The sequence below is a fragment of the Listeria weihenstephanensis genome (assembly GCF_003534205.1).
Lineage (GTDB): Bacteria > Bacillota > Bacilli > Lactobacillales > Listeriaceae > Listeria_A > Listeria_A weihenstephanensis.
In genome coordinates this window covers 1,621,226-1,640,055 of sequence record NZ_CP011102.1, presented here as the reverse complement: position 1 = coordinate 1,640,055, position 18,830 = coordinate 1,621,226, and the positions used below count along the sequence as shown (strand labels likewise).

The 18,830-nt window shown below is 38.7% G+C and carries 19 protein-coding genes; 6 read left to right on the top strand and 13 right to left on the bottom strand.

Features of this window, described 5'->3' with window-relative positions:
* Positions 1-64: 64 nt before the first annotated feature.
* The 10 genes from topA to UE46_RS07940 form a co-directional block, all read right to left on the bottom strand.
* The gene (gene topA / locus UE46_RS07985) at positions 65-2,143 is read right to left on the bottom strand and encodes a type I DNA topoisomerase (RefSeq protein WP_118907526.1); all 2,079 of its coding nucleotides are present in this window, start codon (positions 2,141-2,143) and stop codon (positions 65-67) included.
* A 278-nt stretch (positions 2,144-2,421) separates the two neighbouring features.
* Positions 2,422-3,288 carry a DNA-processing protein DprA gene (dprA, locus tag UE46_RS07980; RefSeq protein WP_036062188.1) on the bottom strand — a complete coding sequence of 289 codons (867 nt, stop codon included), beginning with the start codon at positions 3,286-3,288 and terminating at the stop codon, positions 2,422-2,424.
* Positions 3,289-3,443: 155 nt separating this feature from the next.
* Positions 3,444-4,220, bottom strand: coding sequence for a ribonuclease HII (locus UE46_RS07975; RefSeq protein ID WP_036062187.1), 777 nt, complete (start codon positions 4,218-4,220; stop codon positions 3,444-3,446).
* Complete coding sequence (ylqF, locus tag UE46_RS07970; protein WP_036062186.1) at positions 4,195-5,088, bottom strand: ribosome biogenesis GTPase YlqF; 894 nt, start codon at positions 5,086-5,088, stop codon at positions 4,195-4,197. Before ylqF ends, UE46_RS07975 begins: the two co-directional genes overlap by 26 nt.
* 11 nt (positions 5,089-5,099) lie before the next feature.
* Positions 5,100-5,639, bottom strand: a complete 540-nt coding sequence (gene sipZ / locus UE46_RS07965; RefSeq protein ID WP_118907525.1) for a type I signal peptidase SipZ — start codon at positions 5,637-5,639, stop codon at positions 5,100-5,102.
* Between the two features lie 152 nt (positions 5,640-5,791).
* Entirely contained in the window at positions 5,792-6,391 is a 600-nt protein-coding gene (lepB, locus tag UE46_RS07960; protein ID WP_051493021.1) for a signal peptidase I, read from the bottom strand.
* A gap of 206 nt (positions 6,392-6,597) precedes the next feature.
* Entirely contained in the window at positions 6,598-7,857 is a 1,260-nt protein-coding gene (clpX, locus tag UE46_RS07955; RefSeq protein ID WP_036062185.1) for an ATP-dependent protease ATP-binding subunit ClpX, read from the bottom strand.
* Between the two features lie 441 nt (positions 7,858-8,298).
* A complete protein-coding gene (gene tig, locus UE46_RS07950; RefSeq protein ID WP_036062179.1) occupies positions 8,299-9,594 on the bottom strand; it encodes a trigger factor in 1,296 nt (431 codons plus the stop codon).
* Positions 9,595-9,712: 118 nt separating this feature from the next.
* Positions 9,713-10,666: a tetratricopeptide repeat protein gene (locus UE46_RS07945; protein WP_118907524.1), complete on the bottom strand. Its 954-nt coding sequence runs from the start codon at positions 10,664-10,666 to the stop codon at positions 9,713-9,715.
* A gap of 250 nt (positions 10,667-10,916) precedes the next feature.
* A complete protein-coding gene (locus UE46_RS07940; RefSeq protein WP_036062176.1) occupies positions 10,917-11,132 on the bottom strand; it encodes a helix-turn-helix domain-containing protein in 216 nt (71 codons plus the stop codon).
* A 149-nt stretch (positions 11,133-11,281) separates the two neighbouring features.
* On the opposite strand from UE46_RS07940, the gene UE46_RS07935 reads away from it, so the two are divergent.
* The 4 genes from UE46_RS07935 (at position 11,282) to UE46_RS07920 (ending at position 15,162) form a co-directional block, all read left to right on the top strand.
* The gene (locus UE46_RS07935; protein WP_118907523.1) at positions 11,282-11,695 is read left to right on the top strand and encodes a helix-turn-helix domain-containing protein; all 414 of its coding nucleotides are present in this window, start codon (positions 11,282-11,284) and stop codon (positions 11,693-11,695) included.
* 101 nt (positions 11,696-11,796) lie between these two features.
* Positions 11,797-12,987, top strand: coding sequence for a PrsW family glutamic-type intramembrane protease (locus UE46_RS07930; RefSeq protein WP_036062173.1), 1,191 nt, complete (start codon positions 11,797-11,799; stop codon positions 12,985-12,987).
* A gap of 103 nt (positions 12,988-13,090) precedes the next feature.
* Positions 13,091-13,918 carry a glutamate 5-kinase gene (gene proB, locus UE46_RS07925; protein WP_036062172.1) on the top strand — a complete coding sequence of 276 codons (828 nt, stop codon included), beginning with the start codon at positions 13,091-13,093 and terminating at the stop codon, positions 13,916-13,918.
* On the top strand, positions 13,915-15,162 hold the full coding sequence (locus tag UE46_RS07920) for a glutamate-5-semialdehyde dehydrogenase (protein WP_036062170.1): 1,248 nt from the start codon (positions 13,915-13,917) through the stop codon (positions 15,160-15,162). The genes proB and UE46_RS07920 overlap by 4 nt, the downstream gene beginning before the upstream one ends.
* A gap of 62 nt (positions 15,163-15,224) precedes the next feature.
* On the opposite strand, the gene UE46_RS07915 is transcribed toward UE46_RS07920, so the two are convergent.
* A complete protein-coding gene (locus UE46_RS07915; RefSeq protein WP_036062169.1) occupies positions 15,225-16,145 on the bottom strand; it encodes an alpha/beta fold hydrolase in 921 nt (306 codons plus the stop codon).
* Between the two features lie 155 nt (positions 16,146-16,300).
* Between UE46_RS07915 and UE46_RS07910 the strand changes: the two genes are divergently transcribed.
* Together UE46_RS07910 and UE46_RS07905 are read left to right on the top strand one after the other, a co-directional pair.
* Entirely contained in the window at positions 16,301-16,765 is a 465-nt protein-coding gene (locus UE46_RS07910; protein WP_036062168.1) for a hypothetical protein, read from the top strand.
* Positions 16,766-16,889: 124 nt separating this feature from the next.
* The gene (locus UE46_RS07905) at positions 16,890-17,525 is read left to right on the top strand and encodes a DUF1361 domain-containing protein (RefSeq protein ID WP_233231005.1); all 636 of its coding nucleotides are present in this window, start codon (positions 16,890-16,892) and stop codon (positions 17,523-17,525) included.
* Between the two features lie 237 nt (positions 17,526-17,762).
* On the opposite strand, the gene UE46_RS07900 is transcribed toward UE46_RS07905, so the two are convergent.
* Both UE46_RS07900 and UE46_RS07895 read right to left on the bottom strand, forming a co-directional pair.
* Positions 17,763-18,086 (bottom strand): AzlD domain-containing protein, encoded by a 324-nt coding sequence (locus UE46_RS07900; RefSeq protein WP_036062166.1) that lies wholly within the window; start codon positions 18,084-18,086, stop codon positions 17,763-17,765.
* Positions 18,083-18,787, bottom strand: coding sequence for an AzlC family ABC transporter permease (locus UE46_RS07895; protein WP_036062165.1), 705 nt, complete (start codon positions 18,785-18,787; stop codon positions 18,083-18,085). The genes UE46_RS07900 and UE46_RS07895 overlap by 4 nt, the downstream gene beginning before the upstream one ends.
* Positions 18,788-18,830 lie beyond the last annotated feature (43 nt).

The window sequence follows — 18,830 nt, the reverse complement described above, 5'->3', positions numbered from 1 at the left end:
GCACATTCGGAAAAAAAGTATAGCCCAGCCTCCATTGACTCTATCTATTTATAATTTTTTGTTTCTATTGTTGTGGCTGTTCCTTGTAATCACAGTTTGTACATTGAATCTGAACACCTTTTTTGAGTTTTTTCTCAACAAGGGCCTTCTCATTACATTTCGGACAAGGACGAGCAATTGGTTTATCCCATGACACATAATCACATGCAGGGTAACGATCACAACCGTAGAAAATACGTTTTTTCTTACTCTTACGTTCGATGACCTGCCCTTCATTACATTTCGGACAAGTAACCCCAATTTCTTTGACGATTGGTTTTGTATTACGACAATCTGGGAATCGACTACATGCTAAGAATTTACCGTATTTGCCCATTTTAAAGACCATTGGCGCACCACAAAGATCACAATCAATACCCGCAGGCTCATCTTTAATTTCAATTTTTTCCATTTCTTTGTCTGCGCGTTCTACATTCTTCTCAAAACCCTGATAGAATTGGTCAATAACCTGAACCCACTGCATATCACCATGTTCTACTTCATCCAATTCTGCTTCCATATTAGCTGTAAACTTCACATCTAATATTTCTGGGAAATAATCACGAATCAATTCATGGACAATTTCACCGAGCTCTGTTGGTATGAAACGCTTATTATCTAAAGAAACATAGTTACGACGCTGAATCGTATCCAAAGTAGGTGAATACGTAGAAGGTCTTCCGATGCCTACTTCTTCTAGCGTTTTAACTAAACGAGCCTCCGTGAAACGTGGTGGTGGCTGTGTGAAATGTTGGCGCTGTTCGAGTGATTGTGATTCCACTTTATCGCCTTTTTTCAAATCTGGTAAAATATTTTCTTTCTCTTCTTTATTATCATCATTACTTTCAACGTAAACTTTCATAAATCCGGCAAATTTAATCTTTGAACCATTTGCTCGGAACATCACGCCATTGTTATCTAGATCGACACGCATTGTATCTAAAACAGCTGGTGCCATTTGGCTCGCTATAAACCTTTCCCAGATCAAACGGTATAACCTTAGTTGATCACGTCCAAGGTATTCCTTCACTTCTTGAGGCGTTCTCATGGCACTTGTAGGACGTACAGCTTCATGGGCATCTTGAGAGCCTTTTGCTTTTTTATCATTTCGTTTTTGTGTTCTGCCAAACTCTTTACCATAAGTTTCGGTAATAAAATTAGAAGCTTCCTGTACTGCAGTATCAGAAATACGCGTGGAATCTGTACGCATATACGTTATTAAACCTACAGTTCCTTGTCGGCCTAAAGCAATACCTTCATACAATTGTTGCGCCAACATCATCGTTTTACGTGTACGGAAATTCAGTTTACGAGCAGCTTCTTGTTGTAAGGATGAAGTTGTAAAGGGAGCAGCTGGATTTCGTAGTCGTTCCTTTTTCACAACATCGATAACTTCGAATTCTTTGCCTTTAATGGTTGACATCACTTCTTTGACATCATCCACATTCGATAATTTTTTCTTCTTGCCATTCACACCATAAAAATTGGCTTGGAATTCTTTCTTGCCTTTTTTAAAATTGCCATCAATTGTCCAATATTCTTCTGGTATAAAGGCTTTAATTTCATTTTCACGATCAATGACTAGCTTTAAAGCAACGGATTGAACTCTGCCTGCGCTTAGTCCTTTTTTAACTTTCTTCCATAGAATAGGACTAATATTATACCCAACAAGACGATCTAATATACGACGGGCTTGTTGCGCATCTACTAAGTCCATATCAATTTTCCGCGGATGTTTGAAGGATTCTTTTACAGCATCCTTGGTGATTTCATTAAAGACAACACGTAGTTCTTCTGTTTGGTCGAGTCCAAGGCTATTCGCAAGGTGCCAAGCAATTGCTTCACCCTCGCGATCTGGATCGGCTGCGAGATAAACTTTTTTCGCTTTTTTTGCCGCTTGTTTAAGTTCCTTTAAGACAGGACCTTTACCACGAATCGTAATGTAGCGCGGTTCATAATTGTTTTCTGTATCGACACCCATTTGACTCTTCGGTAAATCACGAATATGTCCCATCGATGCTTTCACTTTGTATTTCTTACCTAGATATTTCTCGATTGTCTTTGCTTTTGCTGGTGACTCTACTATTACTAAATAATCAGCCATTGTTAATTCCTCCCTCATTTGGGATACGCATTTAAGACAGCGGAGCGCGTCAGAACATTTCTTTTCCGACATTCAGCTTCCGATTTTAAATAGTCTCCAACTCCAATTACAAAAATAGAACATGTAATCAGTAGTAAATGTTATCCTTAGTTGTGCTATTTGTCAATCCATTTTTATTCCAACTTGTTTTTTTATATCTTTGGAATAATGTTGATTCTTTAGCCAACTTATCTCAAATACGGGAGAAATGCAAGTCTAATCACTTAAAAAACAGAATTTTATCCATATTGACGCAGTTCTTCCATTATATCCGTTACTTCTGTTACCAATTTTGCTCCTTGTTGAATAAGATTATTTGTTCCCATAGACACAGGTTCAAAAATATTTCCTGGTACAGCAAAAACTTCACGATTTTGATTAAGTGCAGCATCTGCTGTAATCAGCGAGCCACTTCTTTTCTCCGCTTGAATAATTAATGTCCCAACAGAAAGTCCACTAATAATACGATTTCTCTCGGGAAAGTGCCATTTTCTTGCCGTTATATGTGGTGCATATTCACTAAGAATTAAGCCGTTTGCTGCAATATTTGCGAAAAGCGCTGTATTCTCGAGTGGGTAAAATTGAAGGAATCCACTCCCAATAACAGCTATTGTTCTACCACCAGTTCGAATTGCTTCCTTGTGAGCTTGTGCGTCAACGCCTAATGCTAAACCGCTCACGATGACAAAAGCGTTCTGACATAACGGACCAACTAATTTTGAAATTATTTCTTTTCCATGTTCATTCATTTTACGTGTTCCTACTACCGCAAGCATTTCATATGCTAATAAATCTAGATCTCCTTTCGTAAACAGCAGTAACGGCGGATCATATATCTCGCGTAATAACGAAGGATAGCAAGTATCTTCAATAGAAAGAAGTCCAATTTGATGTTGTTCTAGTTCTTTGATTACAGTGGCCAAATCAAAGAGCGCAAATTCTCTTTGAAAGCGTTCATGTTGATCCGTTTTCATTTCTAAAAAAGCCGCTATATCATGAGCAGATAATCGTTTCAACCTATCTTTTTCGATTTCACGCCACAGTTTTCCCAACTGTTTTACTGATAGGGAAGGGCAATATTTCATGTGCAATAACCAGTTTTTCATATGCTGTTATCTCCTTTATTTTTAACTTATCGTACCCCTCCATCTCCTTTTTGTAAATTGTATCAAAAAAACAAAAAAAGCCGTACTACATATGAAAATTGACTTTTCTTCTTGGGAAAAGGAAAATTCATAGGCTACTACTGCTTTTTCAACTACTATTTAGTTGCTAAAAAAATATTTTTAACTGGGGCAAAAGTGAGTCGGTGAATAGGACAAACGCCCTGTTTTTCTAAGCCTTCAAGATGAATTTTGGTGCCATAACCCATATTTTTAGCAAATCCATAACCTGGGAAAGCAGCATCAAAATCTACCATCATGCGATCACGTGTCACTTTTGCAATGATAGAGGCCGCCGCAATCGACACGCTCTTACTATCGCCTCTTATCAAGGAAAGTTCGTTTTCACAATGCTTTAAGGGCATGGCATCGATTAAACAAAAATCTGGTGTCACCGGAAGCGCATCGATAGCCTCTGCCATAGCCAATTTTGTCGCCTCATAAATGTTAACATCATCAATTACTTCATGCGATTTAATCCCGATTCCGACCGCAATCGCTTCCGCCATAATCGCATCAAATAACCGGTCCCGATTCGCCTCATTTAGCTGTTTCGAATCATTAACACCAATTATATTAAAATTCTCTGGCAACACCACGGCTGCAGCGACTACCGGCCCAGCAAGCGGCCCACGACCGACTTCATCAATACCGGCAATCACTTTAAAACCGTTTACTCTAGCTTCATTTTCGTACTGTTTCATTGTTTTTAATTGCTCATATAGCATCTCTTTTTTCGCCTGTTCTCTGCGAAAAGATGCAATTAATTTTGCAACACCTTTGCGTTCATCTAATAAACAAGCTTGGAAAAAAGGATCATTTTCAGACTCAATATGTTGCAACTTTTCTTTAATTATTGCTATCTTTTCCGTCATCTGCTTCATCCTCCACTAACAAATCACTTGGAAAATCAAACGAGACTCGCCCCATTTTTTCCTGCCGCATCTCCCTGACTAACAATTCTGCAGCTCTTGAATAATCTGGATCACGATAACGATCAAATATACCTCTGCGCTCGGCAATCATCGCTAAAACTTCTGTTGTTTCTTCAGGTAAAGCTTCAATTTGTAGCCAGTGATGTAATTTTTCGGGATAAAATTCTTCTAGAAAACGTAAACCGTATCCTGCAACATCCTCCATGTGTAGCAAATCATCTTTGATTGCTCCTGTAAGTGCTAATTTATATCCAACGCGCTGATCTTCAAACTTTGGCCATAAAATCCCAGGGGTGTCCAAAAGTTCTAATGTCTTACCAACTTTGATCCATTGTTGCGCTTTCGTTACGCCTGGCTTATTCCCAGTTTTAGCGATATTTTTCTTAACCAAACGATTAATTAATGTCGATTTTCCAACGTTTGGAATGCCTAAAATCATTGCTCGAATGGCTCTTGGTTTCATACCACGACTGCGTTGCCGTTCAAATTTCTCTGCCATTAGTGCCTCTGCGGCGCGTTCAATTTTGTGCATTCCTTTACCTTCTTGAGCATTAACCGCAACAGCAGGTAAACCACGCTCAGCAAAATGATCGATCCACTCCTGCGTTATTTTTTCATCTGCTGTATCTGCTTTATTTAAGATAATCACCCGTCTCTTTTGATGAATAATTTCTTCTAACATGGGATTAGATGAGGAATACGGAATACGCGCATCCACTAATTCAAATATCACATCTACCAATTTTAATTTCTCTGTTACCTCACGACGGGCCTTTGCCATGTGACCCGGAAACCATTGTATTGTCATAATTAACTCCTTCATTTAATAAACTTTGCATGTTCAAGTGGCCAATAACATATCGGGGTTGTTCCAAGTATTTTTGACTCTGGAATTGGCCCCATAATACGGCTATCCTTGCTAGCTCGACGATTATCTCCTAATACAAAAACAGTTCCTTTGGGTACAACACCACTTGGAATGAGATCTTTTGTACTAAAATCATCGGTTAGCAAACCATTCCCCAACTGCTTTTTATACGTATCTAAATATGATTCATTCTGCTTCTTCCCGTTAACGTATAGCTCATCATTTTTGTAGGTTATCTCATCACCAGGCAAACCAATAACGCGCTTCACGTATTCCCTGCCTTCATCTTTAAATATAACCACGTCAAAACGATCCACGTTGCCAAATCGATTTATAATGACGCGATCCCCGTCATGCAATGTGGGCATCATCGACGAACCATCCACCATGACTGGTACAAATAAGTAAAACCGGATAAGCAACGTAATAAATAGCCCTAGTACAATAGCCCAAGTCCAGCTCCATACTAATTTTAATTTTTTTTCATTCAATATACCATCTCCCTTAAGCCTCTTGTTGGTCTTATCACCCTCTGCTTTTCATTTTCGCTATTTTTAAGTATACACTACTCCAACGCAAAAAGCTTGCACATATTGTACAAGCTTCCTGATAAAATCACACTATTAAAGAAACAATTGCGTCCTTATTTTTGTAGCGATTTTCCGAACGAAATAACTTTTCCAAGTACCTTATCCTCGTCTATAAAGCCTATATAACGGCTATCTTTACTAATTGGACGATTATCACCTAAAACAAATAATTTGCCTTCAGGAACCTTTGTTGCCCCTCCGCACGCTGGAATCGTTGCTAAGGAGAAGTTAGGATTACCTTGTGCGCCATCATTTAGTGTCGTTAAGTATCCATTAGTTAAGTCTTTCTTTTCTTCATCCAAATACGGTTCATCATATTTTTTACCATTGATATACAGTTGATCTTGCTTATACTCTACTGTATCACCTGGCAAACCGATAACGCGTTTAATATATTCGGTATCTTTTTCATCTGGTGCAGGGAATACAATAATGTCAAATCGATTTGGACCTGTTACTTTATTAATAAATAAGTGCTCTCCATCACGGAGTGTTGGGTACATTGAATCTCCAAATACTGTAACCGGTGAAATCACAAAATAGCGAAGTCCCATAGAAAGAATAACAGCGACCAGGATTACTTGCACCCATCCCCATATCGCCTTACCCTTGCCACGACCAGTTTTTTTAGTCTCATTAGTCTCACTATCCATATCCTCTAGTTCCTCTCTACAATTACTACTAAATACTAATTGAGTATAGCACGAAAAGCTTTAGAAAAAACAGCAAAATATACTGATTAGTAGCAATTCTAATCTATTTCTAATAAATTTGGTTTAACTTACATACTATTTACCCCATTTACAAAAAGAAAAACGCTAAGATCCAAATTCTGGACTTAGCGTTTTTATGCATTCCATCATGCGGATGTTTTTATTGGTATAACGGATCCATCTTCTAGTTGTAATTGTGGCTCTGCCTCGCCCGTAACCGCTTCTTTTGTAATGATACATTTCTTGATATCATCGCGAGAAGGTATCTCAAACATCACTTCTAGCATAATATGTTCAATGATAGAACGAAGTCCACGTGCCCCTGTTTTACGAGCAATCGCTTCTTTCGCAATTTCAGATAACGCTTCAGCCTCAAATTCGAGCTCTACATCATCTAATTCTAGCATTTTCTGATATTGCTTCACAAGTGCATTTTTTGGCTCTGTTAAAATGGAAACTAATGTCTCTTCATCTAACTGCTCCAACGTTGCGATAACTGGTAAACGTCCTATGAATTCAGGAATTAGACCAAATTTCAACAAATCTTCTGGAACAACTTTAGAAAGATACGTTTCATCTTCTTTTAACTGTTCGTTTTCCGTACCAAAACCGATGACTTTTTCGCCTAGACGGTTTTTGACGATTTGCTCCACACCGTCAAATGCTCCACCAACGATAAACAGAATATTTCCTGTATCGATTTGGATGAATTCTTGATGAGGATGTTTACGCCCACCTTGTGGAGGAACGCTAGCAACAGTACCTTCTAAAATTTTGAGTAAGGCTTGTTGCACTCCTTCCCCAGAAACATCACGAGTGATAGAAGGATTCTCAGATTTACGCGCAACTTTATCAATTTCATCAATGTAGATAATACCTTTTTCAGCACGCTCTACATCAAAATCAGCCGCTTGAATGAGTTTCAAAAGAATATTCTCAACATCTTCCCCGACATAGCCCGCTTCTGTTAAACTTGTAGCGTCTGCAATAGCAAACGGAACATTTAAAAGTCGTGCCAATGTTTGAGCAAGCAATGTTTTACCACTACCTGTTGGTCCGATTAGACAGATATTACTTTTAGAAAGCTCTACCGCATCATCAGATTTTTCATTGGAATTGATACGCTTATAGTGATTATAAACCGCTACTGCTAAAGCTTTTTTAGCACGATCTTGCCCAATAACATAATCACTTAAAATACGACGAATCTCTTGAGGTTTTGGCACATCACCAAAGTCAACAAATTCAGACACATTTAATTCTTCTTCGATAATTTCGTTGCATAATTCGATACACTCGTCACAAATATATACGCCAGGTCCTGCAACTAATTTGCGAACTTGGTCTTGCGTTTTGCCACAAAAGGAACATTTCAAAGATCCCTTTTCTTCATTGAATTTGAACAAGGTTTTCACCCCTTCTAATTAAGTGTTTTCATAAGCGTTATGCCTTTAAAAGTCCAAGCTTATGTCTGTTTATCATATCACTAGTTTGTGAGAATTGCCAACAGAAAAGCTGAAACAGCCCGTTAGATCCGAAAAAATTTGTTAGAGGGCGCAGACAAATCCCTCTTTTGGATTTTTCGGAGGCCACGAAAATTTCGAGGGGCTGGCTGTTGAAGCTGGATCCGAAGGCAGTAAGCGCCAATAAACGCAAGAATTAGAGATCACATTATCTATATATTCCATACTTCACGAAGAAACAAAGCAATAATTCCAAAACCGGCAGATAAGCTCCATTGATGGGTTACATGATTACTTATCTCACATGATAATCCCAGCGAAAAGGAGCATAAGTTAAACTCATGCTCCTCCCAAACATACTAGTAAACTGTAAAACTGCTCTTATTACTCTGCTGCTTTGACTTCTTTAGCATTTTCTACTAAAAGATCAATGGCTTTACGGATTTTAAGATCAGATTTCAATTCGTTCATATCGCCTAATGCTGCACGAACTGCATCTACTTCCATGCTGTACTTGTCAGCAAGTGTTTTAACTTCTTCGTCAATGTCTGCTTCTGTTGGCGTAATGCCTTCAGCTTCAGCAACTGCTTCTAAAACTAAGTTTGTTTTAACGCGTTTTTCTGCGTCTTTTTCCATTTGCGAGTGCATCGCTTCTTCTGTTTGACCAGTGAATTGATAGTAAAGCTCAGGAGTTAATCCTTGTGCTTGTAGATCTTGCGCGAAATGTTCCATCATGTGGTCCGCTTCGTGATGTACCATTGAATGTGGAATGTCCACTTCTGCATTTTCTACAGCTTTTTCAATCGCTTCGTTTTGTTTTGCTTGCGCTACGCTATCTTCTTTTGCTTCTTGTAAACGTTTTGCAACTTTTTCTTTTAGTTCAGCAAGAGTTTCCACTTCTTCGTCGATGTCTTTTGCAAGCTCATCATCAAGTTCTGGAACTTCTTTTGTTTTAACTTCGTGTACTTTGATTTTGAATACTACCGCTTGACCAGCAAGATCTTCTGCGTGATATTCTTCTGGGAAAGTTAACTCGATGTCTTTTTCGTCGCCAGCTTTAAGACCAACAACTTGCTCTTCGAAACCTGGAATAAACGATCCAGATCCTAATTCAAGTGAGTGGTTATCTGCTTGGCCGCCTTCAAAAGCAACACCGTCTTTAAATCCTTCAAAATCAAGAACAACTGTATCGCCATCCTCAGCTGGAGCATCTTCGCGAACGACTAATTCAGCTTGACGTTCTTGCATGCTCTTAAGTTCAGCATCCACTTCTTCGTCTGTTAATTTAGAATCACGCGCTTCGATTTCAACGCCTTTATAGTCGCCTAATTTCACTTCAGGTTTCACAGTAACTTCTGCTGTTAATACCCAAGCAGCGTCTTTTTCCATTGATTCGACATTGATTTGTGGGTTATCCACTGGATCGATGCCAGATTCTTCAATCGCCGCAGCATAAACTTCTGGCAACATGATGTCCAAAGCATCTTGATAAAGCGCTTCTTCACCAAAACGTTGGTTGAAAATTTGACGAGGAACTTTCCCTTTACGGAAGCCCGGTACGTTTAGATTTTTGCGAACTTTTTGGAACGCTTTGTCCATTCCTACTTTAATTTGATCTTGATTGATTTCGAAAGTTAATGTACCAACATTACCTTCTTGTTTTTCCCATTTCACTGACATGGTATTCCCTCCATACATCTATTTACTGGTTAATAGTCTTGATTACTCAATACTTATTTCAGTCACACTCATACATAATAACATAAAACTTATCTACTTGAAAACAACAATCCTCTTCTTAAAGCAGATAATTTTGCTGCACCTTCTCCATTTTCTCGATAAAGCGCTTAGCTTCTAATAATTCATCTGGGTTTATCGCTACATTCTCACTGGGTTCTTCACCATACAATTGTGATAACCAACTGCTATACGCCTCACTCCAAAGTGCTACGTCTTTCGATGGCATCTGAAATGGATACATAATAAATAAATGCAATTGAACGATCACGAGTAACTGTTCTAAAAAGCTTGGGTTGTCATGTTCCCAACGCTTTGTTAGCGCCCCTGTTAGCTCCTTTGTGAATGGATCGTCAGTTAATACCGATACCTTACTCGGATTAAAATCCCCCTCTAATCCCAATTTTTTCACTCGAAATACAGTATCAACGTTCTTTTCTTGCAAAAGTTCAAAGACCATTGATTTCACGTAAGGTGATGTTTCTGCGTCTTTCAAGAATATCTGAAAAGCTTCCAAATACGAATCAATATCGTGGAATCTAGCCTGTTGCAAAAATTCCAATTGCTCCGCAGTTCCCCATTCTAAAAAATTCTGGATGTTGCGACGCGGTTTTATTTTTTTAGGGAAAGGGATAACATTGCTTTCCTCTGAAAAATCATCATTTGGAACATCCTCCAATTGAGCCTCTTTTTCTAAATGCTGCTTAACTAGGCTAAAATAAGTATCCATTTGGTTTAGCGAGAGAAACGTGATGGATAATTCGCCTAGAATATCTTTATTATAGCCATCCATCATGATAAAAGACTGCCCAATTTCTTTTGCCTGCTCAAATTCTTTTTTAGCATTATAAATTTTAATTAATCCATAGACAGCTTTTTCATTACATGGTTGCTCCGCATATACCATCTCTAAAAATTGATGAATATCTGCTGCTTCTTGCTCATCGATGCTGTTCATTCCCTGTTTTAAAAAGGTCTCAACTATAGAAGGGAAAATAATATCTGACTCTTTCATAACTAAAAACTCCTCACAATAGATCCATTTTGTAATACTAGCTACAGAAGTTAGTATTGTTATTTGTTTCTATTCTACACGATTTCACTCTCATATAGTATGCTTTTTTGAATTTAAGTATTATAATTTTTAGCGCACACAAAAAACGCGGCTACCCACCACGTTTTTTGTGTACTTTTTTGAAATAACCTTCGTAATGATAGCACCTACTTCTAATATTCCCAAGAGAAAACAACACAAATCGAGTTATTTATTTAAAGAAATCTTCTTGTTTACAGTGAAGAATATCAGCTAAAACGGCCGCTTTTTCAGCTGATAACCTTACCATACCTTTTTCCAAGTTGCTATAGCCCGAACTATACTTGTAACCCATTTTCCTTGAAATAAATGCTTGCGAAATACCTAGTGATTCTCTTCTGCTTCGAACTTTTGCCCAATTGATTTTCTTCTCTACAACCGCTGTCATAACCATCGCTCCATTCTACTCAATTTGTGTTTACTTGACAATAGTATCAACTCTTTAAGAGGCTGTCAAATCAATAAGAGTCGTTTTGTGTAAGAAAGTATCTGTTTTGTGTAAGTTATGGTATACTAACTTCTAAAAGGAGTGATATAATGCCGAAATTAAACAACCGACTAACTGTTTTAAGAGAAGAAAAAGGTTGGTCAAAAGCTGAAACTGCGAGACGACTCGGACTTAACGCAACATCAACCTATGGCAACTGGGAATATGGTATTCGGGAACCAGATATCGACATGCTACGACACATTTCTATCATTTTTGATGTTTCCGTAGATTATTTGATTGGTCAACGGAATGATTCTGATTACAAACCAAGTGAAATTGAAAAACGCCCAGACATTGCGAATAAATTAGAAGATATAAGAGAAAGTCTCCGTTTTGAAAATGATTTGCAATTAGATAAAAAAATGCTGCATTCAGAAGTTATCAAATATCTAGATGACTCCATCGTTTTCTTATTAAATCAAGCACGTAGTCTTAATAATAGTTTAAATAGAAATGACTAGAATTTATATAGTCTGTTTTTTTCTCTCTTTTTAAGTTTCAACTTGATCATTTAGTGGAATTAGGTAGAGACTATAAATATAAAATAAGGGAGGCGATCCTTTTGTCTCATTGGTTTTTCAAAAAAAATGACAAGACAATTGGTCCATTAACAGATTACGAAGTACGAACGCTTTACAAAAGAAAGGAACTAACTGCCGAAACGACGGTGAAGCACCTTGAGGACGGGGAATGGATGCTTTTAAAAGATAGCGAAATTTTTCTAAAGATTCACGATGCTCATGATCCTAAATCAAGTAGTACCAAAGCTCCGAATCATCATCCTCATGAAAAAAATGGGGCGCAACATTTAGGGCTGGGTGATGTTTTCGCCGATGTCTTCAAAAAACATTCAAAATCGGATAGTGAAAAAGTTTTTATTGCTGGAACGACTTTTACAACACCAAAGGAGGAAGATATTGCTTCTAGTTGGGCTAGGCCTTTTCTTTTCTCTAGAGTTTTCTTTGCCTTAACAATTACTTATTTTCTTTTATTCGCTTGTACTTACATTTTCGCCAATTCAAACACGATACCTGGTTTGATGGTTATCGGATCTTTCACGGTTCCTTTTTCGGTACTTGTTCTGTTTTTTGAAGTCAATGCCCCGCGGAACATCAGCTTTTTCGACGTGTTAAAAATGTTCTTTATCGGTGGTGTAGCAGCACTTGTCGCGACTTTAATTCTTTATGATGTTATTCCAGTTGGTAAATTGAACTATTTTAACGCTTTCTTAGTTGGTATCATTGAAGAAACTGGGAAAATGGTCATCGTTGCACTCTTCATTGTTGCTTTAAAACCGAAATACATTTTGAATGGATTATTAATTGGTGCCGCGGTTGGCGCTGGTTTCGCAGCATTCGAATCGCTTGGTTATGCGTTTAACTATAGCCTTGAAGCAGCCGCTGTATTTAAAAATATTCATTTCGCCGGAGATACGATGTTAAATATTATCTTCTCTCGTGGTTGGCAGTCGATTGGTGGTCACGTTGTTTGGGCCGCAATTTCTGGTGCTGCATTGATGATTGCAATGGGCTCTGATCCAAAACTGAGAATGCGTCATATTTTTAGTGGTAAATTCCTCAGCTTGTTCATCATTCCAATTGGACTTCATTTCCTTTGGGATTGCCCGTGGGATCCACTTCCACAATTCGCATTCAAACAAGTGTTACTTATCATTGTTGTTTGGATCGTTATCTTCTCTCTTATCAATAAAGGTTTACGCCAAATCTCGGCTAAAAAACCTGCCAAAGCATAAAGTTAGCGCCTATTCTATCTTTTTTGATAGAATGGGTTTTTTTGTCCTCGGAAATAGTGTACAATGAATGAAATATAATTTGAGCTAAAAGGAGAATCATCTTATGCGGGAATCTTTAAAAAATTGCAAGCGGATTGTCATCAAAGTTGGGACTAGTACGCTCATGTATCCGAATGGCAATATAAATTTACGCACTATTGAAAAATTAGCGATGGTTCTGAGTGACCTTTGTAATGAAGGCAAGGAAGTTGTGCTCGTATCTTCTGGCGCTATCGGTGTTGGCTGTCATAAATTACAACTTGATACCCGCCCCACTACGATTCCTGAACAACAGGCAATTGCTGCGGTCGGACAAAGTGAACTAATGCATATTTATAGTAAATTTTTCGGTGAATACGGGCATATCGTTGGACAAGTATTGCTTACGCGTGATGTGATCGATTATCCAGTAAGCCGTAAAAATGTCATAAATACGTTCAATAAATTACTTGAAAACGGCATTGTTCCTATCGTGAACGAGAATGACACGGTCGCTATTGAAGAAATTGAGCATTTGACTAAGTTTGGAGATAATGATCGATTATCTGCAATTGTGGCAGGGGTTATCCAGGCCGATCTATTGATTATGCTCTCTGATATTGACGGCTTTTATGACAGTGATCCAACGGAAAATCCTAATTCGACTATGTTTACTGAAATCGCTGAAATCACACCAGCTTTACAAGCACTCGCAGGTGGAAAAGGATCTGAATTTGGAACTGGTGGGATGCTCACTAAACTCACTGCTGCCCACCGAGTCCTGAAAAACGGAGGGAAAATGATTTTAACAAACGGAAATAATCCTAGCACTATTTTTGATATTATGAATGGGGATCCTATTGGTACTTTGTTTGCTGCTAGGAACATGGTAAAGGGGGAAAATAAACGATGAGCTCACTTATTCAAATGGGAAAACAAGCGAAGGCTGCCTCTTTTATCTTAGGGCAAGCAAAAACGAAGGCAAAAAACGAGGCCTTACAAGCGTTAGCTACTGCATTAATGGCGAACACGGACATAATTTTAGCTGCAAATGAGAAGGATCTAGCTACGGCTTCTGATAACGGTGTGCGAGACGCCATGCTTGACCGGTTACGACTAACGCCTGAACGAATCCAGGATATAGCGAAGGCAGTGAAGCAAGTAGCCGCTCTCGCTGACCCGATTGGCGAAGTTGTGCATATGTGGAAAAATGAAGCTGATCTAACCATCGGAAAACAGCGCGTCCCTCTTGGTGTCATCGGGATTATTTATGAATCGCGCCCCAATGTTACTGTTGATGCAGCTGTTCTTTGTTTCAAAACTGGAAATGCAACGATTCTTCGTGGTGGTAGTGAAGCATTTCATTCTAACCTCGCACTCGTGAAAGTCATTCGTGAGTCGCTGAGTGCTTCTGATTTCCCAGCTGATGCTGTCCAGATTCTAGAAGATACGTCACGAGAAACAGCACAGCAATTGATGAAATTGAACGCTTACCTTGATGTACTGATTCCGCGTGGCAGCGCGCGTTTGATACAGGCTGTTCTTGAAAATGCGACGGTGCCGGTTATTGAAACTGGAACTGGTAATTGCCATGTATATATTGATAAAGAAGCGCAACAAGAAATGGCGACAAAAATCATCGTCAATGCAAAAGCAAGTCGCCCATCGGTTTGTAATGCTGCGGAAACATTGCTCATTCATGAAGCTGTTGCCGGTGACTTTTTGCCTACAATTATTGCACGTCTTCGCGCAGAAAATGTCGAAGTTCGAGGTGATAAACACGTCGTAGCCATTTCGCCTGATGTGATTCTGGCAACAGAGCTCGATTGGGAGACGGAATATGCCGATTATATTTTAGCGATTAAGGTCGTATCTGACGTGGACGAAGCGATTCACCATATTAATACGTACGGAACAAAACATTCCGAAGCTATCGTGACGGATAATTATTTTACAAGTCAAAAATTCTTGCAACAAGTCGATGCGGCTGCTGTTTACGTGAACGCCTCCACTCGATTTACAGATGGTTTTGAGTTCGGTTTTGGCGCTGAAATTGGCATTAGCACTCAAAAACTGCATGCTCGCGGTCCAATGGGATTGAACGAGCTAACTTCTACAAAATATATTATTTATGGCGAAGGGCAGATTCGCGAATAAGTAGCAAAGAAGCGTGGACTATAGAAATCCACGCTTCTTTGCTATATTCGTCGTTGATACAGTCATTCGCCTAATTGTTTCTTATACCAAGATACAACGTCTTCAAAAACTTGTTCTTTGTTTATCTCATTTGTAAGTTCATGTCGCGCATCTTCGTAAATTTTTAATGTCACATCCCCAACGCCAGCTTTTTCGTATTTTACAGCTAGTTTGGGTACGTCTTTACCGAAATGCCCTACTGGATCTTTACTTCCAGAAATGAGTAATAGTGGTACGTCTTTTGGCGTTTTTTCTATCGTCTCGATATTTTGTGATTTTTCAATGCCGAATAATAAGCTATGATAAAATCCTAACGAACCAACCACTTGCCCGCAAAATGGATCTTCTGTATAGGTTTTGTGAACTGCTTTGTCTCTTGAAAGCCAGCTGAATGGGTGTTTCTCAGAGGCAAATTCGCGATTGAAACCGTAAAATGATGCTTTGTGTAAAATAGCACTACGTTTTGTCTCGTGGTTCTTCGCTCTTAGTTTTGCGTAGAAAAGACCGGCTTTTAAAATAGGATCTGGTTGCAGACCGCTTCCGGCTAATACTGCGGCGCCTACTTTATATCTCGTAATCAGTACACGCGTAATAAAACTACCCATACTGTGCCCGAAAATGAAGTGTGGTAAGTTAGGATGGCGCTCTTTAATAAAGGCAGCAACAACTTCTTCGTCTGCTACCATTGCTTCAAATCCATCTGGAAAAGCTAAATGACCTAACATCGAAGCGTCTTTCGCACTCTTACCAAAACCACGATGATCATCTGCTATCACGATAAAGCCTTGACCATTCAAATAATGAGCAAAATCTGCGTACCTCGCGCCATGTTCAGCCATTCCGTGCACAATTTGTACAATGCCAACTGGTTTTTGAACTTCTTCCCAAATATGAACGTGTAGCGGTGATTGATCATGTGTTTCTATTTTTAATTCTGTATGCACCCGTGATCCCTCCTCTTCCAATATACATTTATTATACCTTAACCATCATAGATTTCCCAAATGATGTCCTCTATTTTTTACTGGTATATAGCACTTTCTACACTTGTTCAACGACTCACAACATGTTAAAATAGAAACATGAAGGAGATGTTGACATGACAACGGATATCGCGCATTTACAAATGTTTGATTATGTTTTGAAGAAATACGGTAACAAAGAGCTCTTTGCTAAAACACGTATGGTCGTGGAGATCGATGGCAAACTTTGGACGGGTGATTTTTTAATTTTGGAGGATTGTCATATTATTGAAATCGATTGGGCAGACAATGGTTATACGCAAGTAGAGTTAACTCGTGAATCCATCAATGCTGATTTTGATGAAGCTATCCAGATTTCCAATGTGAACGTTAGCCAAAATCGAATTGATGCTAAAATTGCTTCTTTAAAGCATCCTGAAACTCTATATCAAGAAATTAAACGGTTTATTGGCACGATCGATAACACAAACACATCGTTGAAACCACTCTTATATAACGCATATTGCTTGGATACACGTGTGAAGTTACCTTTCTTGGATATTTCAAATAAAGATGTTCATTTAGCTTCATTAACGGTATAATAGTTAGGAACGGTAGTTTATTCTTGCTACCGTTCTTTTTTATGTACTACTTAGAGTTTTGTCATCTGGATCCATGTTTTCAAAACAACTCCGATTGATAAAATGACTTGCGAAGGAGTGATTCATGATGATGAAATGGTGCAGGATTTTCCTGGTTATGTACTTTATATATATTATTTTCGTATTGGACGGCTATTATTTTTTAATTTTAAATGTAACGCTCGCTTATATTCCACTCGAATTAGCCGCCTTACTTTACCAGAAGAAAAGAAAGGCTTATGTTTTTTGGCCAATCGCCTTTTTGTGGTTGTTATTTTTCCCCAATGCCCCTTATTTGCTAACGGACTTCTTTCATTTGGAAGGATTACGGATAAATGCAGCTCAAATTGGGATATTTTCTAATAATCCGCATATTTGGGAACGTTTTACAGTGCTTACGGTGGGCGTTATTTTTGGTTTATATACTGGCTTTGTTTCGCTGAAGTGGATGCTTGATGAGTGGATGCTACGATGCAAGACCTCACGCGCTCTTGTTTACTGGGCTTCCTTTAGTGGTATCGCGATTTTATCTAGCTACGCCATTTATTTAGGCCGATTCGCAAGACTTCATTCGGTGTATCTTTTTACGGATCCGATTTACTCTATCCAGCAAATGATGGCAGCCTTCTCGTATCGCATGGTTTATTTTATGATCTGTTTCGTGATAATTCAAGTAGTTGTATACCTCTCATTCGTAAAATTTCCAAATAAAAAAGGCTAGTGATTTGATTCACTAGCCTTTTTTATTTGATCATCGGGTGTGGATTTGCACCACACAAACTCATATTTAAATTGTAATTTGTTTAAATGTATTTTATATATTGTTGCTTTGCTTCGAAGTTCTTTGCAACTAAATGCGTCTACCTATTCCGCCACCGATAATGATAAATTACAACGTTATCTATCTTACCACGGAATCAGATGAAATGCAAGGAGTTTTTCATTTTTAATGAACTAGCTACAGAATTAATCGCAAAATTGCCATCATCGCAACTCCAAGAATAACAGTCCACAGCAGACTTCGAGTTAGTAGCGAGATCAACAGCGTCGCAATAACCGCAACGAGTTCCAGCCAATGAATTTGGAAACCGCCTGCCCCATTTGTCATGAAACTTTCAATAATCAGTGCACTAAAAATGCAGATCGGGATATAGCTTAACCATTTTAAAATTGGCTCCGATATGTTCATATTCCGCATAACGAGAAATGGTAGCATCCGTGGAATTGCAGTGACAAGAGAACAGCCTAGTAACATCAAAATAAACGCGTAGCTTACACTCATCGATCTGTCACCACCCCAATTGTTGCAACGATGAGTGTAGATAAAACCACCGCAACGTTCATTGATACGATAAATGAAAGGCCTATCATGAAAATTAGCATGTATAGGATCAAAAACATAATGTGGCGCAATTTTGATTTAGGGACGCTTTGTAACTGAAAAACAAACAAGGCAACAAACATCGCGGTGAGTGCGAAATCGAGTCCAAAGATAGCAGGATTAGGGATTAGTTTGCCAATTAAGCCCCCTACTGCGCACGAAATGATCCAAACAATGTAGGCAGTAATGTTAAGTCCGTTCATCCATGCGCTGTAAATCGGTTCTCTTTTTGCTAATTTCATCGATGCGACCCCAAACGATTCATCTGTAACGAGCAAGCTAATCCCAATATTTTTGAGCATCGAATCTTTTTGGAAAAGTGGCGCTAATGTGGCTCCTAGTAAGAAATGACGAAAATTAACAATGAATGTCGTCACGATAATGGCGAGCGTCGTGCTGTTTGTAAGTAACATGGCACAAATAATAAACTGCGCAGCGCCAGCATAGACGAAGATAGCCAGCAGCGTTACTTCCAAAACACTTAAATCAGCAGCAACCCCTGCGACTCCAGCGGCAATTCCTATACTTATGTATCCTAAAAGTGTCGGGATGCAATCTTTAACGCCCTGTTGAAACGTTATATTCCCAGCTTGATCTCCCATATTTCAAAATCCCCCTTTTATACTATCCTATCAAAATTCGTGT

Excerpts from the sequence above, each read along its gene's own strand:
- UE46_RS07940 (WP_036062176.1), bottom strand. The coding sequence starts at position 11,132 with ATGACAGCGGTTGTAGAGAAGAAAATCAATTGGGCAAAAGTTCGAAGC.
- UE46_RS07895 (WP_036062165.1), bottom strand. The coding sequence starts at position 18,787 with ATGGGAGATCAAGCTGGGAATATAACGTTTCAACAGGGCGTTAAAGAT.
- proB (WP_036062172.1), top strand. The coding sequence starts at position 13,091 with ATGCGGGAATCTTTAAAAAATTGCAAGCGGATTGTCATCAAAGTTGGG.
- UE46_RS07900 (WP_036062166.1), bottom strand. The coding sequence starts at position 18,086 with ATGAGTGTAAGCTACGCGTTTATTTTGATGTTACTAGGCTGTTCTCTT.
- UE46_RS07935 (WP_118907523.1), top strand. The coding sequence starts at position 11,282 with ATGCCGAAATTAAACAACCGACTAACTGTTTTAAGAGAAGAAAAAGGT.
- UE46_RS07945 (WP_118907524.1), bottom strand. The coding sequence starts at position 10,666 with ATGAAAGAGTCAGATATTATTTTCCCTTCTATAGTTGAGACCTTTTTA.
- tig (WP_036062179.1), bottom strand. The coding sequence starts at position 9,594 with ATGTCAGTGAAATGGGAAAAACAAGAAGGTAATGTTGGTACATTAACT.
- UE46_RS07905 (WP_233231005.1), top strand. The coding sequence starts at position 16,890 with ATGATGATGAAATGGTGCAGGATTTTCCTGGTTATGTACTTTATATAT.
- topA (WP_118907526.1), bottom strand. The coding sequence starts at position 2,143 with ATGGCTGATTATTTAGTAATAGTAGAGTCACCAGCAAAAGCAAAGACA.
- UE46_RS07975 (WP_036062187.1), bottom strand. The coding sequence starts at position 4,220 with ATGACGGAAAAGATAGCAATAATTAAAGAAAAGTTGCAACATATTGAG.
- UE46_RS07910 (WP_036062168.1), top strand. The coding sequence starts at position 16,301 with ATGACAACGGATATCGCGCATTTACAAATGTTTGATTATGTTTTGAAG.
- UE46_RS07920 (WP_036062170.1), top strand. The coding sequence starts at position 13,915 with ATGAGCTCACTTATTCAAATGGGAAAACAAGCGAAGGCTGCCTCTTTT.
- dprA (WP_036062188.1), bottom strand. The coding sequence starts at position 3,288 with ATGAAAAACTGGTTATTGCACATGAAATATTGCCCTTCCCTATCAGTA.
- lepB (WP_051493021.1), bottom strand. The coding sequence starts at position 6,391 with ATGGATAGTGAGACTAATGAGACTAAAAAAACTGGTCGTGGCAAGGGT.
- ylqF (WP_036062186.1), bottom strand. The coding sequence starts at position 5,088 with ATGACAATACAATGGTTTCCGGGTCACATGGCAAAGGCCCGTCGTGAG.